Genomic DNA, 15,102 nt, shown 5'->3' with positions numbered 1-15,102 from the left:
GAACCCCATGGCACGCTTTTTCATCGATCGACCCATCTTCGCGTGGGTGATCGCCATCATCATCATGCTCGCCGGCGGCCTGGCCCTGTTCAAGCTGCCGGTCTCGATGTACCCCAACGTCGCACCGCCGGCGGTGGAAATCAGCGCCACCTACCCGGGTGCATCGGCCAAGGTGGTCGAGGACTCGGTGACGCAGATCATCGAGCAGAACATGAAGGGCCTTGATGGCCTGATCTATTTCTCCTCCAACAGCTCGTCCAACGGCCAGGCCACCATCACCCTGACCTTCGAGAGCGGCACCAACCCGGACATCGCCCAGGTGCAGGTGCAGAACAAGCTGCAGCTGGCCATGCCGCTGCTGCCGCAGGAAGTGCAGCGGCAGGGCATCAACGTGGCCAAGTCCAGCTCGGGCTTCCTGAACGTCATCGCGTTCGTGTCCGAGAACGGCAGCATGGACGCCAACGACATCGCCGACTACGTCGGTTCCAATGTCGTCGATCGCCTGAGCCGCGTGCCGGGCGTGGGCAACATCCAGGTGTTCGGTGGCAAGTACGCCATGCGTATCTGGCTGGACCCGAACAAGCTGCATACCTATGGCCTGTCGGTTGCGGAAGTGACCGCAGCAGTCAAGGCACAGAACGCCCAGGTGGCCATCGGCCAGCTCGGCGGCGCGCCGTCGATCAAGGGCCAGCAGCTCAACGCCACCATCAATGCGCAGTCGCGCCTGCAGACCCCGGAACAGTTCCGCAACATCATCGTGCGCGGTGCGCAGGACGGTGCCGAGCTGCGCCTGGGCGATGTCGCCCGTGTCGAACTGGGTGCAGAGTCCTACGACTTCGTCACCCGCTACAACGGCCAGCCGGCCAGCGGCCTGGCGGTCACCCTGGCCACCGGCGCCAACGCGCTGGATACCGCGGCCGGCGTGGATGCCGCGCTGCAGGACATGAAGAGCTTCTTCCCGGCCGGCCTGAAGGCCGAGATCCCGTACGACACCACCCCGTTCGTGCGCGTGTCGATCAAGGGCGTGGTGCAGACCCTGATCGAAGCGATCGTGCTGGTGTTCGTGGTGATGTACCTGTTCCTGCAGAACTTCCGCGCCACCCTGATCCCGACCATCGCCGTGCCGGTGGTGCTGCTGGGTACTTTCGGCGTGCTGGCGATGCTGGGCTTCTCGGTGAACATGCTGACCATGTTCGCGATGGTGCTGGCGATCGGCCTGCTGGTGGACGATGCCATCGTGGTGGTGGAGAACGTCGAGCGCATCATGTCCGAGGAAGGACTGTCGCCGCTTGAGGCCACCCGCAAGTCGATGGGCCAGATCACCGGCGCGCTGGTGGGTATCGGCCTGGTGCTGTCGGCGGTGTTCGTGCCGATGGCCTTCATGAGCGGCTCCACCGGCGTGATCTACCGCCAGTTCTCGGCCACGATCGTTTCGGCGATGGCGCTGTCGGTGCTGGTCGCGATCGTGCTGACCCCGGCGCTGTGCGCGACGATGCTCAAGCCGCTGAAGAAGGGTGAGCACCACGTCGCACACAAGGGCTGGTCCGGTCGTTTCTTCAATGGTTTCAACCGCGGCTTCGACCGCACCAGCGAAAGCTACCAGCGCGGTGTGCGCGGCATCATCCACCGTCCGTGGCGCTTCATGGGCATCGTGGCGGCACTGTTCGTGCTGATGGGCGTGCTGTTCGTGCGCCTGCCCAGCTCGTTCCTGCCCAATGAAGACCAGGGCGTGCTGATGGCGCTGGTGCAGGCGCCGGTCGGTGCCACCCAGGAACGTACGCTGGAATCGATCGCGGCACTGGAAAACCACTTCCTGCAGAACGAGAAGGATGCGGTGGACTCGGTGTTCTCGGTGCAGGGCTTCAGCTTCGCCGGTATGGGCCAGAACGCGGGCATGGCATTCGTCAAGCTGAAGGACTGGAGCGAGCGTGACGCCGACAATGGCGTGATGCCGATCACCGGTCGCGCGATGGCGGCACTGGGCCAGATCAAGGATGCCTTCATCTTCGCCTTCCCGCCGCCGGCCATTCCGGAACTGGGTACCGCGTCGGGCTACACCTTCTTCCTGAAGGACAACAGCGGCCAGGGCCACGAGGCACTGGTGGCCGCGCGCAACCAGCTGCTGGGCCTCGCCGCCGGCAGCAAGAAGCTGGCCAACGTGCGCCCGAACGGCCAGGAAGACACGCCGCAGTTCCGCATCGACATCGATGCAGCCAAGGCGACCTCGCTGGGGCTGTCGATCGACCAGATCAACGGTACCTTGGCCGCCGCATGGGGCAGCTCGTACATCGACGACTTCGTCGATCGTGGCCGCGTCAAGCGTGTGTTCGTGCAGGCCGACCAGCCGTTCCGCATGGTGCCGGAGGACTTCGATCTGTGGTCCGTGAAGAACGACAAGGGCGAGATGGTGCCGTTCAGCGCGTTCGCCACCAAGCACTGGGACTATGGTTCGCCGCGTCTTGAGCGCTACAACGGTGTGTCGGCGATGGAAATCCAGGGCGAACCGGCCCCGGGTGTCGCGTCCGGTGATGCCATGGCCGAGATCGAACAGCTGGCCAAGCAGCTGCCGGCGGGCTTCGGCATCGAGTGGACGGCGATGTCCTACCAGGAACGCCAGGCCGGCTCGCAGACGCCGCTGCTGTACACGCTGTCGCTGATGATCGTGTTCCTGTGTCTGGCCGCGATGTATGAAAGCTGGAGCGTGCCGACCGCGGTGCTGCTGGCGGCCCCGCTGGGTATCCTCGGCGCGGTGCTGGCCAACACCTTCAAGGGCCTGGAGCGCGACATCTACTTCCAGGTGGCGATGCTGACCACGGTGGGCCTGACCAGCAAGAACGCGATCCTGATCGTCGAGTTCGCCAAGGAAAACCTGGAGAAGGGGGCCAGCCTGATCGAGTCGATCATGCACGCCGTGCGCGACCGCTTGCGCCCGATCGTGATGACCTCGCTGGCCTTCGGCATGGGCGTGGTGCCGCTGGCAATCTCCACCGGTGCCGGCTCCGGTGCCAAGCAGGCGATCGGCACCGGTGTGCTCGGCGGCATGATCGTCGGCACCGTGCTCGGCGTGTTCTTCGTGCCGCTGTTCTTCGTGGTGGTGCAGCGCGTGTTCAAGCGCAAGTCCACGACGTGACCTGAAACGGTAGTGCCGGCCGCTGGCCGGCACCTACTGCCCGCGTGATGTGAATCCAACGAGGTTGCCGGCCAGCGGCCGGCACTACCTCCTGCCATCCGGCAGTACCGATGGAAGTCATTCCCATGAAAAGTGCATCCCTGTTTCTTTCCATTGCCGCCGCGCTCGCGCTCGCCGGCTGCTCCACCCTGGTGCCGAAGAACACCGCCGTTGCTCCGGCCATTCCGGCGCAGTGGCCGGCCGAGGCCGCGCAGGGCGAGGTAGCCGACGTCGCCGCCGTCGGCTGGCGCGACTTCTTCACCGATGCGCGCCTGCAGCAGGTGATCGACCAGTCGCTGCAGAACAACCGCGACCTGCGCGTGGCCGTACTCAACGTTGAACGCGCGCGCGGCCAGTACCGCGTACAGCGCGCCGACCGTGTGCCCGGCGTGGCAGTCACCGGCCAGATGGACCGCCGTGGTACCGACGCCGGTGTCACCGAGCAGTTCACCGCCGGTGTTGGCGTAGCCGAGTTCGAGCTGGATCTGTTCGGCCGCGTGCGCAATCTCAGTGAAGCGGCGCTGCAGCAGTACTTCGCGGTGGCCGCCAACCGCCGCAACGCGCAGTTGAGCCTGGTGGCCGAGACGGCTACCGCATGGCTGACCTACGGTGCCGACGCGCAGCGGCTGAAGATCGCCGATGCCACGCTGAAGACCTACGAGGATTCGCTGCGCCTGGCCGAGGCCCGCCACGAACGTGGTGGCAGTTCGGCGCTGGAGCTGACCCAGACCCGTACCCTGGTCGAAACCGCACGTACGGATGCTGCACGTCTGCGTGGCCAGCTGGCCCAGGACCGCAATGCGCTGGCGCTGCTGGCCGGTGGCCAGTTGGATCCGGCACTGCTGCCGGACAGCATCGAACCGCAGCTGCTGGCACTGGCACCGCCGCCGGCCGGCCTGCCCAGCGACGTGTTGCTGCAGCGCCCGGACATCATGGCCGCCGAACACCAGCTGCTGGCGGCCAACGCCAACATCGGTGCGGCACGCGCGGCGTTCTTCCCGAGCATCTCGCTGACCGGCAGCATCGGTAGTGGTTCGAGCGAATTGTCCAACCTGTTCGACAGCGGGACCCGCGTGTGGAGCTTCCTGCCGAAGATCACGCTGCCGATCTTCCAGGGGGGCAAGCTGCGCGCCAATCTGGCCATCGCCAATGCGGACCGTGACATTGCGCTGGCGCAGTACGAGAAGTCGATCCAGGTGGGCTTCCGCGAAACCGCCGATGCGCTGGCGTTGAACGTCAGCCTGGATGAGCAGGTGAGTTCACAGCAGCGCCTGGTGGAAGCGGCCGAACAGGCCAACCGCCTGTCGCAGGCACGCTACGACGCTGGCCTGGACAGCTTCGTGACCCTGCTTGATGCGCGCCGTACCGCCTACAACGCGCAGCAGACCCAGCTGCAGGCGCAGCTGGCGCAGCAGGCCAACCGCATCACCCTGTACAAGGTGCTGGGCGGCGGCTGGCACGAGCGCGGGTAAGCAGTGCTTCTGGTAGGTGCCAACCTTGGTTGGCACGGATGCGTCAGCGCAGGCGGCTGGCCCTGTGCCAACCAAGGTTGGCACCTACCTGGCGATCGAGGGTAATGCCGGCCGCGGGCCGGCATTGTCATTTCAGGAACTGCTACACCGCTTCATCGTCGCGCCGCGCTGCGTGGCAGGCGCGCACCCGCGCCAGCGCGTCGCCGGCTTCGCGCGCCATCTGCTCGTACTCGCGCCGGATCTCTTCCAGCCGCTCCTCGTCCAGTTCTTCCAGATCCAACAGTTCGTTGTTGGCTTCGGCCGTCGCGCGGATCAGCTCGTCCAGCTTGATCTGCATCGCGGCGGTATCTGCGTTCTGCGTGTGCTGGATCAGGAACACCATCAGGAAGGTGATGATGGTGGTACCGGTGTTGATCACCAGCTGCCAGGTGTCGTTGAAACCGAATACCGGGCCACTGATGCCCCAGATCACCACGATCGCTACCGCGGCCAGGAAGGTCCACGGCGAGCCGGTGGCGGCCGCGGCCTTCTTGGCGATCGTATTGAACAGGTTGCGTGCTTTCATCGTCGTCGTCCCACTCAGGTGACGAGGATGATCGGCAGTAGCTCGTGCAGGGGCCGTGCAGCCGTCGCGAGGCAGCTCAGGCGCGCAGGCGCGGGGCGTCCTGCAGGCGCACCGGGCTGGTCTGGTAGACGTGCTGCCAGCAACGGTCGACGAATTCGCGGGCCTGGGCTTCGCTCAGGCGCGGCATGATCTGCAGGGCGTACTGGGTCTGGAACATCTCGTCGCGCTGCGCATTGCTGGCGCGCGGCTGGGTGATCAGCGAATCACAGGCGAACTTGATCCACGGTACGTACGAGCCGAACGAGTTGTGCGCCAATGCACCGTCGGCATGCTGGCGGCGCCAGTGGTCAAGCTCAGCGTCAACATTGATGACCGGGGGAATGGTGGGGACTTCGGCGTGCATGTCGATCCAATCGGTTGAAGTGGATGGGAGTGGGGGTTCATCGCAGTGTGGCCCGGACCCCGGTGGATACCGCGTCAGGGAGATGTGCAGCCGGCGTTGCGATTGCCTATCAGTTGCGCATGCTCGACCGCGCCCATCTCTTCGGCCATGTCGGCCATGGCATTGCAGAGGCGTTCGTGTTCGAGCGGATGGCCGCGCACCAGTTCCAGCTGCAGGCCCTGGTAAGCGGTCCAGAACCGGGCGCCACGCTGATGCAGCGCGAACTGCTGCTGCAGGCGCTTGCGGATGGCGTCAAGGATCGGGTCGGGCGTGGGGCGTACGGCGTGCGCGCACATGGCTGGCTCCGCCGGGGAAGGAAGGTCCCGGTAGCCCCACCCTAGGCGCGACGCTGGGGCGGGGTGTTACCGCAGCGTGTGCACGGGGCACGGCTGACTGTGCACGGGTTCACGGCTGGCGCCGCAAACGCTGCCGGCACTAGGGCGTGCCGGCACTGAAGCGTTCATTAAGCGGGTTCAACAGCACACTGCGTGGTGCTCATTCACCGATGTCTTCGTTCCAGATCTCGGGATGCTGCGCAATGAAGCCGCCGAGCAGATCGACGCATTCCTGGTTGTCGAGGTCGATCACGTTGACGCCGTTTTCGCGCAACCAGTCGATGCCGCCCTGGAATGTGCGCGATTCGCCCACCACCACGGTGCCGATGTTGAACTGGCGCACCAGGCCCGAGCAGTACCAGCAAGGCGCCAGCGTGGTGACCATGATGGTGTCCTGGTAGCGGCGCTGGCGGCCGGCCTTGCGGAACGCATCGGTTTCGCCGTGCACCGACGGGTCGCCTTCCTGCACGCGGCGGTTGTGGCCGCAGCCGAGCAGGCGGCCGTCGTTGTGGTACAGCGCCGCGCCGATCGGCACGCCGCCCTCGGCCAGGCCCTGGCGGGCTTCGGCGATGGCGGTCTGCAGCAGGGCCTGGTAGTCGGGCGTGGTGATCATGCGGGGCTCCGGTAAGTCGTGGCCCGCCATGATACGGGCAGGGGGTGCCGCTGGCCCCCGGCGGTGCGATAATCGGGGCCATGAGCGAATCCCCCTACAAAGCCGGTACCACCCATTTCGGGTTCCGCGACGTCGCCGCCAAGGACAAGCAGAAGCTGGTCGGCCAGGTGTTCACCTCGGTCGCGCGCAACTACGACCTGATGAACGACCTGATGAGCCTGGGCGTGCACCGGGCGTGGAAGCGCTACTACGTGGCGACCGCGCAGGTGAAGCCGGGCGACCGTGTGCTCGACCTGGCCGGCGGCACCGGCGATATCGCCGCGCTGCTGAAGGAGCGCGTTGGCGCCGAGGGCTCGGTGGTGCTGGGCGACATCAACGCCGGCATGTTGTCGGTCGGCCGTGACCGCCTGACCAACCGCGGCCTGGTGCTCGGCCTGGACTACGTGCAGTGCAATGCCGAAGCCCTGCCGTTCCCGGACAACAGCTTCGACCTGGTCACCATCGCCTTCGGCCTGCGCAACGTGACCGACAAGGACGCTGGCCTGCGCGAGATGTACCGCGTGCTGAAGGTGGGCGGCCAGGCCCGCGTGCTGGAGTTCTCCGAAGTCACCGCCGACTGGTTCAAGCCGATCTACGACTTCCACTCGTTCAAGATCCTGCCCAAGCTGGGCAAGCTGTTCGCCAACGATTCGGACAGCTACCAGTACCTGGCCGAGAGCATCCGCAAGCACCCGCCGCAGGATGAGCTGAAGGCGATGATGGGGCAGGCCGGCTTCGAGCGCTGCCACTACAAGAACCTGACCGGCGGCATCGTCTCGATTCACTCCGGCTACAAGCTGTAAGCGCTGGACGGGGAAACCCCGGTATCTGCTCTGGTAGGTGCCAACCTTGGTTGGCACAGCGCAGGCCGCGAGCGATGAAAGATCCGTGCCAACCAAGGTTGGCACCTACCTGTAGAAGCCAACCTTGGTTGGCATGCGCCGGAGGTGCAGGATCGGCCCCGGCCGCCATTACCCCGCACCGCGCAACGCCTGCGGGGCCGGAGGGAGTTACCATTGGGGGTCTGATCCCCGTAACGGTCCCGATTCATGCGTAATCCGCTGATGCTCCTTCCGCTGGCCGTGGCCCTGGCCGCCGGCTGCTCCCAGGAGGCGGCCGCGCCCGCCGCCGTCCCGACTGCCGAAAAGGCCCCCGCCGCCCCCGTGAACGCCGAGAACCGCAGCCACGACGAAAGCTCGTACGCCGAGCCGGACAAGGTCGTCATCAAGGACATCGCGCTGGATCTGAAGCTGGATTTCGACCAGAAGCAGATCGGCGGCACCGCCACCTACACCCTGGAATGGAAGCAGAAGGATGCCAAGCAGCTGGTGCTCGACACCCGCGAGCTGACCGTGTCCAAGGTCGAGGCCGTCGCTGCCGATGGCGCGCGCAGCCCGTTGAAGTTCGAGCTGGCCGCCGCTGACAAGGTGTTCGGCAGCAAGCTGACCATCGAAGCCCCGGAACAGCCGGCCAAGGTGGAAGTGACCTACCACACCGCACCGACCGCCTCGGGCCTGCAGTGGCTGGCACCGTCGATGACCGAGGGCAAGAAGCTGCCCTTCATGTTCAGCCAGTCGCAGGCCATCCACGCCCGTTCGTGGGTGCCGCTGCAGGACACCCCGAGCGTGCGTTTCACCTACAGCGCGCACGTGGTCTCGCGCCCGGACGTGATGGTGCTGATGAGCGCCGACAACGATCCGAAGGCCGCGCGTGACGGTGACTACACCTTCAAGATGCCGCAGCCGATTCCGTCCTACCTGCTGGCCATCGCGGCCGGCGACCTGGTGTTCGAGCCGATCTCCGGCCGCTCCGGCGTCTGGGCGGAGCCGACCATGGTCAACAAGGCCGCCAAGGAATTCGAAGACACCGAGAAGATGATCGGTGCCGCCGAGAAGCTGTACGGCGAATACCGCTGGGGCCGCTACGACATGCTGGTGCTGCCGCCGTCGTTCCCGTTCGGCGGCATGGAGAACCCGCGCCTGACCTTCGCCACCCCGACCGTGATCGTCGGTGACAAGTCGCTGGTCTCGCTGGTCGCCCACGAACTGGCGCACAGCTGGTCGGGCAACCTGGTGACCAACGCCAGCTGGAAGGACATCTGGCTCAATGAAGGCTTCACCACCTACGTCCAGGGCCGCATCACCGAAGCTCTGTACGGCAAGGAAATGGCCGAGATGGAGAAGCAGATCGACCAGACCGACCTGCTGGCCGAAGTGAAGGACATGAGCCCGGCCGACCAGGCGCTGGCGCTGCCGCCGCTGAACGAGCGTGACCCCGACGAAGCCCTCAGCCAGGTCGCCTACGTCAAGGGTTCGTGGTTCCTGGAATTCCTGGAGCAGCGCTTCGGCCGGGAAACCTTCGATCCGTTCCTGCGTGGCTGGTTCGATGACCACGCCTTCCAGAGCGCGAACACCGACCAGTTCGTCGCGTACATGAAGAAGAACCTGCTGCCGAAGAATCCGTCGGCCGTGACCGAGGCCGAACTGACGGCGTGGCTGGACGAGCCGGGCATCCCGGCGTTCGCGGCCAAGGCGCAGTCGCGCAACTTCAGCAGCGTCGATACCGCGCGCATCGCCTTTGCCAGCGCCGGCACCGTGCCGAGCAGCCAGGTCATCGCCGACTGGAGCACGCAGGAATGGGTGCGCTTCATCGACGGCCTGGGCGCGACCCAGCCGCTGGACAAGCTGGCCACGCTGGACAAGGCGTTCCACTTCACCGGTACCCCGAATGGCGAGATCGCCATGCGCTGGTACCCGCTGGCGATCCGCAGCGGTTATGAGCAGGCCAACGAAGGGGCCGCTGCGTTCATCGAGCGCGTCGGCCGTCGCAAGCTGATCCTGCCGATCTACGCCGAACTGGTGAAGACCCCGAAGGGTCTGGAGCTGGCCAAGCAGGCCTTCGAAAAGGCCAAGCCGGGCTACCACCCGATCACCACCGCCTCGGTCCAGGACATGCTGGCCAAGGCCGAAGCCAAGTAAGAGAACGCGCCGGGTATCCCCCGGCGCTTTTTTTGTAGAGTCGAGCTTGCTCGACTGGCTCTTCAACAGCAGTCGAGCAAGCTCGACTCTACAGATATGCGAAAACACGAAGGACCTCCGCCATGAAACGACTGATCCTGCTCACCGCCTGTACGCTGGCCCTGGCTGCCTGCAGCAACCCCGAGGAAGAGCGCAAGGCGCAGGAAGCCGCCGCTGCCGCCGCCCAGGCGCAGAAGGAAGCCAAGGCCGAAGACGTGGCCAAGCAGTACGACATGGCCGTGGCCGCACAGGACTGGGAGCGTGCGCGCCTGCATGGCGCCTCGCTGCTGGACCAGTACAAGGACACCGCCGCCGCCGAGCGCATCGCCGCCGGCTTCGACGAGGTCAAGGCCAAGGGTGATGCCGCGCGCGACCTGCGCCGCATGCAGGCGCTGTGGCAGTACAACCAGATCCCGGTGGGCAACAAGGGCAACCAGGTCTCGGCGCAGATCTACAGCAAGGAACGGGTGGACGTGGATGGCAGCGGTGCCAAGCCGGTGCAGCTGGTGTTCCGCGATCATCCGGAGTGGAAGCGGCATGCCTACCTGGTGCTGCAGGCCGGCGATTTCCGTTGCCCGCAGTGCACGGTGAAGGTGACCGTGGACGACGGCAAGCCGATTTCCATGGCGGCCTGGCGCCCGAAGACCGATGAAGCCATCGCGCTGTTCATCACCGACCAGAAGGCGCTGTGGAAGCTGGCGCGCAAGGGCAAGTCGATCAGCATCGAGTTCCCGGTCAAGGCCGGCGGCACGCGTACCGCCGTGTTCGAAACCGGTGGTGTCGACGCCAGCCGCATGCCGCAGTGGTGGCAGTGATGGTTGCGGCGGGCAGCGCAGTGCACGCGTTGTCCGCGATCCGGCACTGGGTGTTCGACATGGACGGCACGCTGACGGTAGCCGTGCATGACTTCGCCGCGATCCGCCGCGCGCTGCAGATCGCCGCGGAGGAAGACATCCTCGACCATATCGCAGCGCTGCCGGATGCACCGGCGCAGGCCAAGCGTGAGTGGCTGCTGGATCACGAGCGCACGCTGGCCGAGGACGCGCTGCCGGCGCGGGCGCGGTGAAGCTGCTGCGCGCGCTGGCGGCGGCGGGCTGCCGGCTGGGCATCCTGACCCGCAACGATCATGCGCTGGCGAAGCTGACCCTGGACGCGATCGGGGTCGGGGAACTGTTCGACGATGCCGACATCATCGGCCGCGATGAAGCGGTGCCCAAGCCGTCGCCGGATGGCCTGCAGCAGCATCTTCGACGCTGGGGAATCGGGGCTGCGGAGGCGGTGATGGTCGGAGACCACGCCTATGACCTGGAGTGCGGGCGCGCCGCGGGCGCCCATACCGTGCTGGTTAATCTGCCGGAGAACCCGTGGCCGGGCAGTGCCGACTGGCATTTCGCCGATTGCCGCGACCTGTTGGCGGCCTGGCAGCGGAGAGGGTAGTGCCGGCCGCTGGCCGGCAGTGTCGACCAGGGTCGACACCTACCAGAGCAAAGCGTGTCGACCAAGGTCGACACCTACCGAGCAGATGCGCGGGCAGTTCGGTTTACGCGCCCAGCGCGTAACCGAACTGCTGCTTGAACTGCTCGTTGAACTCATCGAAGGTGAAACGCTGGTTCTGGGTGCCCGGGTGCTCCACCTTCAGCGCGCCCATCAGGTTGCCCATGCGGCCGATGGTCAGCCAGTCGTAGCCCTTCTGGATGCCGTAGATCAGGCCGGCGCGGAAGGCGTCGCCACAGCCGGTCGGGTCGACCACGCGGCGCTCGTGCGCCGGCGGGATGTCGTAGCTCTTTTCCGGGGTGTGGATGACCGCGCCCTTCGGGCCGCGGGTGGTGATGTAGGCCTTGACCCGGCTGACGATCTCCTTCTCGTCCCAGCCGGTGCGTTCCTGCAGCAGGTTCGACTCGTAGTCGTTGACTACCACGTAGTCGGCCTGCTCGATGAACGCGCGCAGCTCCGGGCCGTTGAACAGCGGCATGGCCTGGCCCGGGTCGAAGATGAACGGAATGCCGTCTTCGTGGAATTCCTGCGCGTTCTGGATCATGCCTTCGCGGCCGTCCGGGCCGACCAGGCCCAGGGTCACGCCCGGCACGCCACGCACGTGGTTTTCGTAGGAGCGCATCATCGCGCCCGGGTGGAAGGCGGTGATCTGGTTGTTGTCGTGGTCGGTGGTGATGAACGCCTGCGGGGTGAACAGCTCATCGATCACGCGCACGCGCGACAGGTCGATGCCCAGGCCGTCGAAGTATTCGCGGTACGGGCCGAAGTCCGAACCCACGGTCCCCATCGGGATCGGCTGGCCGCCCAGCAGGTGCAGGTTGTAGGCGATGTTGCCGGCGCAGCCGCCGAACTCGCGGCGCATGCGCGGCACCAGGAAGGACACGTTCAGGATGTGCACCTTGTCCGGCAGGATGTGATTCTTGAACTGGTCCGGGAACACCATGATGGTGTCGAAGGCAAGAGAACCACAGATCAGAGCGGACATCGATGTAAGCCTATGCGGTGAATTTTGGGGTGGGCCGGCCCGGTTCGGCGGGCAAGCAAACGGCGCCCTTGGGCGCCCGACGGCGCAAAGGTTACCCGCTGGTGCCGCTCAGGGCCAGAACCGGGTGAGACCCGATCAGGCCGAAAGCCTGTGAAGACGCGGGTTCAGCTAGTTTTTTCCTTGCTCGGCGGCAGGCGGGTTGCTAGGCTTGTCGGCCTCGATTTCTGCCCATTTTTTCGCCATCCCGCGGCGGGCACGACACCCCTCAGGACTCCTTCCTCAGATGTTCAAGAAACTCCGTGGCATGTTCTCCAACGACCTGTCCATCGACCTGGGCACGGCCAACACCCTCATCTACGTGCGCGGGCAGGGGATCGTGCTGAACGAGCCGTCGGTCGTGGCCGTGCGCCAGGACCGTGCCATTGGTGGCACCCGCTCGGTGGCAGCCGTAGGCGCCGAAGCCAAGCAGATGCTTGGCCGTACCCCGGGCCACATCACCACCATCCGCCCGATGAAGGACGGCGTCATCGCCGATTTCACCTACACCGAGGCGATGCTCAAGCACTTCATCAAGAAGGTGCACAAGTCGCGCGTGCTGCGCCCGAGCCCGCGCGTGCTGGTCTGCGTGCCGGCCGGCTCGACCCAGGTCGAGCGCCGCGCGATCAAGGAATCGGCCGAGGAAGCCGGTGCCCGTGACGTGTTCCTGATCGAAGAGCCGATGGCCGCCGCGATCGGCGCCGGCATGCCGGTCACCGAAGCCCGTGGCTCGATGGTCATCGATATCGGCGGCGGCACCACCGAGGTGGCGGTGATCTCGCTCAACGGCATCGTCTATTCGGCCTCGGTCCGCATCGGCGGCGACCGCTTCGACGAGTCGATCACCAACTACGTGCGCCGCAACCACGGCATGCTGATCGGTGAAGCCACCGCCGAGCGCATCAAGGTCGAGCTGGGCTGCGCCTACCCGCAGGCGGAAGTGATCGAGATGGAAATCTCCGGCCGCAACCTCGCCGAGGGCGTGCCGAAGATGATCAAGATCAGCTCCAACGAGGTGCTTGAGGCCCTGCACGAGCCGCTGTCGGGCATCGTCAGCGCGGTCAAGCTGGCGCTGGAGCAGACCCCGCCGGAACTGTGCGCCGACGTCGCCGAGCGCGGCATCGTGCTGACCGGTGGTGGCGCCCTGCTGCGTGACCTGGACCGCCTGATTTCCGAGGAAACCGGCCTGCACGTGCAGGTGGCGGACGATCCGCTGACCTGCGTGGCCCGCGGCGGTGGCCGTGCGCTGGAGCTGGTCGACATGCACGGCAACGAGTTCTTTGCGCCGGAATAAGCCGTCCCGGCTGCCTGCGCCCGCAGCGCCCCTCCGGGGTGCGGCCCACCATGAGGGTAGGCCGGCACCGGCGGGGCGTCCGCGTGTTTCCCTTCCGCCTTCTGCCAGTTGAATCGTTGCCGTGCCGCCCTACGCCGGACCTCCCGTTGCTTCCCGATCCGGTGATGCCGCCAGCCCGCTGCGTCTGCTGGCTTATCTCGCACTGGCCATCACCCTGATCGTGCTTGACGACCAGGCCGGCTGGCTTGCGCAGCTGCGCGGGCAGGCCAACAGCCTGGTGCAGCCGGTATGGGCACTGGCGGGACTGCCGGGCAAGCTCGGCAACCAGGTCAAGGACTCGGCGGCCAGCCACGGCCAGCTGGTCAACGAGAACCGTGAACTGCGCAACCAGCTGCTGCTGGCCAACGCCCGCCTGACCCGCCTGCAGACCGCCGCGTTGGACAACGCCCAGCTGCGTGAACTGCTGAACGTGGCCGAGCGCAGTGGCCTGGACGTGCAGCTGGCGCCGATCCTGGACATCGACCTGGATCCGGTGAAGCAGCGCCTGGTGCTCGACGCCGGCAGCCGCGAAGGCGTGCACGTCGGCCAGGCGGTGATCGATGCCGGCGGTCTGATGGGCCAGGTGATCAGCGTCACTGGCGGTACCTCCACCGTGCTGCTGCTGACCGACCCCGACCATGCCGTGCCGGTGACGGTGGCCCGCAACGGCGTTCGCCTGATCGTCTACGGCCGCGGCGACAAGCTGGAACTGCGCGACATCCCGCTCAGCGCCGGCGTGGAGGTGGGCGATGAGATCGTCACCTCCGGCCTCGGTGGCCGCTTCCCGGCCGGCTTCCCGGTCGGCACCATCACCGGCCTGCGCCCGGACGACACGCACGCCTTCCTGGTCGGCGAACTGAAGCCGGCGGCGCAGCTGGACCGCGGCCGCGACGTGCTGCTGCTGCGCCCGGGTGCAGCAATTCGCTTGCCTGCGGCCAGCGAATTGCTTCAGCCAAGTTTGCCTTCGGCAAACCAGGCTGCCGGGGGGGCATCCCACCTTACCCCCGCGCCTTCGGCGCGCCCCCCTCAACAAGAGGGGGGCTCTCCACCCGATGCTGGGTCGGCGACGGTAGTGCCGGCCGCTGGCCGGCAACCGACCACGCCGGAGGCCCAGCGATGAGCCGCCTGCGCGACAACCCGTGGGTGCTGCCGGCCAGCCTGGTGGTGGCGCTGCTGCTGGGCCTGCTGCCGTTGCCGGCGCTGCTGCAGCCGCTGCGCCCATACTGGCTGGCGCTGGTGCTGGCCTATTGGGTGATTGAAGCGCCTGAGCGTGTCGGCCTGGGCGTCGCTTTCGCCAGTGGCGTGATCGCCGATCTGCTGTACGGCGGTGTACTCGGCGAACAGTCGCTGCGGCTGGTGATGCTGGCCTTCATCCTGCAGCGCTTCCGCGCCCGCATCCGCTTCTTCCCGATGTCCCAGCAGATGCTGGCCATCGGCGGCCTGCTGTTCAACGACCGCATCGTCAGCGCGCTGGTCCACATCGTGGTGGATGAGCCGACCCTGCCGTGGTCGTACTGGTGGGCGCCGCTGCTGGGCATGGGCCTGTGGCCGCTGGTATTCGTGCTGCTGGACGCGGTGCGCTTCGGCAAGCGCGGGCGCTGA

At 66.4% G+C, this 15,102-nt stretch carries 13 protein-coding genes and 1 pseudogene; 9 read left to right on the top strand and 5 right to left on the bottom strand.

Annotation, left to right across the window (positions count from 1 at the left end; all coding sequences use genetic code 11):
- Positions 1 to 7 precede the first annotated feature (7 nt).
- On the top strand, positions 8 to 3,130 hold the full coding sequence (smeE, locus tag MG068_RS17980; protein WP_049399247.1) for a multidrug efflux RND transporter permease subunit SmeE: 3,123 nt from the start codon (positions 8 to 10) through the stop codon (positions 3,128 to 3,130).
- A gap of 110 nt (positions 3,131 to 3,240) precedes the next feature.
- A complete protein-coding gene (gene smeF / locus MG068_RS17975) occupies positions 3,241 to 4,641 on the top strand; it encodes a multidrug efflux RND transporter outer membrane subunit SmeF (RefSeq protein WP_125893439.1) in 1,401 nt (466 codons plus the stop codon).
- Positions 4,642 to 4,783: 142 nt separating this feature from the next.
- Here smeF and MG068_RS17970 read toward each other — a convergent pair whose 3' ends face one another.
- From MG068_RS17970 to MG068_RS17955, 4 genes are all read right to left on the bottom strand, one after another.
- The gene (locus tag MG068_RS17970; RefSeq protein ID WP_032129005.1) at positions 4,784 to 5,206 is read right to left on the bottom strand and encodes a low affinity iron permease family protein; all 423 of its coding nucleotides are present in this window, start codon (positions 5,204 to 5,206) and stop codon (positions 4,784 to 4,786) included.
- 76 nt (positions 5,207 to 5,282) lie between these two features.
- Positions 5,283 to 5,609, bottom strand: coding sequence for a hypothetical protein (locus tag MG068_RS17965; RefSeq protein WP_049463228.1), 327 nt, complete (start codon positions 5,607 to 5,609; stop codon positions 5,283 to 5,285).
- 74 nt (positions 5,610 to 5,683) lie between these two features.
- Positions 5,684 to 5,944 carry a hypothetical protein gene (locus MG068_RS17960; RefSeq protein WP_049399251.1) on the bottom strand — a complete coding sequence of 87 codons (261 nt, stop codon included), beginning with the start codon at positions 5,942 to 5,944 and terminating at the stop codon, positions 5,684 to 5,686.
- Positions 5,945 to 6,143: 199 nt separating this feature from the next.
- Complete coding sequence (locus tag MG068_RS17955) at positions 6,144 to 6,596, bottom strand: nucleoside deaminase (protein WP_049399252.1); 453 nt, start codon at positions 6,594 to 6,596, stop codon at positions 6,144 to 6,146.
- An 80-nt stretch (positions 6,597 to 6,676) separates the two neighbouring features.
- On the opposite strand from MG068_RS17955, the gene ubiE reads away from it, so the two are divergent.
- The 4 genes and pseudogenes from ubiE (at position 6,677) to MG068_RS17935 (ending at position 11,089) form a co-directional block, all read left to right on the top strand.
- Complete coding sequence (ubiE, locus tag MG068_RS17950; protein ID WP_005411082.1) at positions 6,677 to 7,438, top strand: bifunctional demethylmenaquinone methyltransferase/2-methoxy-6-polyprenyl-1,4-benzoquinol methylase UbiE; 762 nt, start codon at positions 6,677 to 6,679, stop codon at positions 7,436 to 7,438.
- A 246-nt stretch (positions 7,439 to 7,684) separates the two neighbouring features.
- Complete coding sequence (locus MG068_RS17945; RefSeq protein WP_132810804.1) at positions 7,685 to 9,613, top strand: M1 family metallopeptidase; 1,929 nt, start codon at positions 7,685 to 7,687, stop codon at positions 9,611 to 9,613.
- A 122-nt stretch (positions 9,614 to 9,735) separates the two neighbouring features.
- Positions 9,736 to 10,467: a hypothetical protein gene (locus tag MG068_RS17940; protein WP_132810803.1), complete on the top strand. Its 732-nt coding sequence runs from the start codon at positions 9,736 to 9,738 to the stop codon at positions 10,465 to 10,467.
- Positions 10,467 to 11,089: pseudogene (locus MG068_RS17935) on the top strand (HAD family hydrolase). The gene MG068_RS17940 and the pseudogene MG068_RS17935 overlap by 1 nt, the downstream one beginning before the upstream one ends.
- A 103-nt stretch (positions 11,090 to 11,192) precedes the next feature.
- Here the strand turns inward: MG068_RS17935 and MG068_RS17930 are convergent.
- On the bottom strand, positions 11,193 to 12,131 hold the full coding sequence (locus MG068_RS17930) for a carbohydrate kinase family protein (protein ID WP_014038522.1): 939 nt from the start codon (positions 12,129 to 12,131) through the stop codon (positions 11,193 to 11,195).
- Positions 12,132 to 12,414: 283 nt separating this feature from the next.
- Here MG068_RS17930 and MG068_RS17925 point away from each other — a divergent pair, with 283 nt between their 5' ends.
- From MG068_RS17925 to mreD, 3 genes are all read left to right on the top strand, one after another.
- Entirely contained in the window at positions 12,415 to 13,461 is a 1,047-nt protein-coding gene (locus tag MG068_RS17925) for a rod shape-determining protein (RefSeq protein WP_005419402.1), read from the top strand.
- Between the two features lie 121 nt (positions 13,462 to 13,582).
- Positions 13,583 to 14,620, top strand: coding sequence for a rod shape-determining protein MreC (gene mreC / locus MG068_RS17920; RefSeq protein WP_107433307.1), 1,038 nt, complete (start codon positions 13,583 to 13,585; stop codon positions 14,618 to 14,620).
- Positions 14,617 to 15,102 carry a rod shape-determining protein MreD gene (gene mreD / locus MG068_RS17915; protein ID WP_032130319.1) on the top strand — a complete coding sequence of 162 codons (486 nt, stop codon included), beginning with the start codon at positions 14,617 to 14,619 and terminating at the stop codon, positions 15,100 to 15,102. Before mreC ends, mreD begins: the two co-directional genes overlap by 4 nt.

Source organism: Stenotrophomonas sp. ASS1 (genome assembly GCF_004346925.1).
Classification (GTDB): Bacteria; Pseudomonadota; Gammaproteobacteria; order Xanthomonadales; family Xanthomonadaceae; genus Stenotrophomonas; species Stenotrophomonas maltophilia_A.
This window is presented reverse-complemented; position numbering and strand designations above follow the sequence as displayed.

Excerpts from the sequence above, each read along its gene's own strand:
- MG068_RS17970 (WP_032129005.1), bottom strand. The coding sequence starts at position 5,206 with ATGAAAGCACGCAACCTGTTCAATACGATCGCCAAGAAGGCCGCGGCC.
- MG068_RS17955 (WP_049399252.1), bottom strand. The coding sequence starts at position 6,596 with ATGATCACCACGCCCGACTACCAGGCCCTGCTGCAGACCGCCATCGCC.
- MG068_RS17940 (WP_132810803.1), top strand. The coding sequence starts at position 9,736 with ATGAAACGACTGATCCTGCTCACCGCCTGTACGCTGGCCCTGGCTGCC.
- MG068_RS17965 (WP_049463228.1), bottom strand. The coding sequence starts at position 5,609 with ATGCACGCCGAAGTCCCCACCATTCCCCCGGTCATCAATGTTGACGCT.
- MG068_RS17945 (WP_132810804.1), top strand. The coding sequence starts at position 7,685 with ATGCGTAATCCGCTGATGCTCCTTCCGCTGGCCGTGGCCCTGGCCGCC.
- MG068_RS17960 (WP_049399251.1), bottom strand. The coding sequence starts at position 5,944 with ATGTGCGCGCACGCCGTACGCCCCACGCCCGACCCGATCCTTGACGCC.
- smeE (WP_049399247.1), top strand. The coding sequence starts at position 8 with ATGGCACGCTTTTTCATCGATCGACCCATCTTCGCGTGGGTGATCGCC.
- MG068_RS17930 (WP_014038522.1), bottom strand. The coding sequence starts at position 12,131 with ATGTCCGCTCTGATCTGTGGTTCTCTTGCCTTCGACACCATCATGGTG.
- MG068_RS17925 (WP_005419402.1), top strand. The coding sequence starts at position 12,415 with ATGTTCAAGAAACTCCGTGGCATGTTCTCCAACGACCTGTCCATCGAC.
- ubiE (WP_005411082.1), top strand. The coding sequence starts at position 6,677 with ATGAGCGAATCCCCCTACAAAGCCGGTACCACCCATTTCGGGTTCCGC.
- mreD (WP_032130319.1), top strand. The coding sequence starts at position 14,617 with ATGAGCCGCCTGCGCGACAACCCGTGGGTGCTGCCGGCCAGCCTGGTG.
- smeF (WP_125893439.1), top strand. The coding sequence starts at position 3,241 with ATGGAAGTCATTCCCATGAAAAGTGCATCCCTGTTTCTTTCCATTGCC.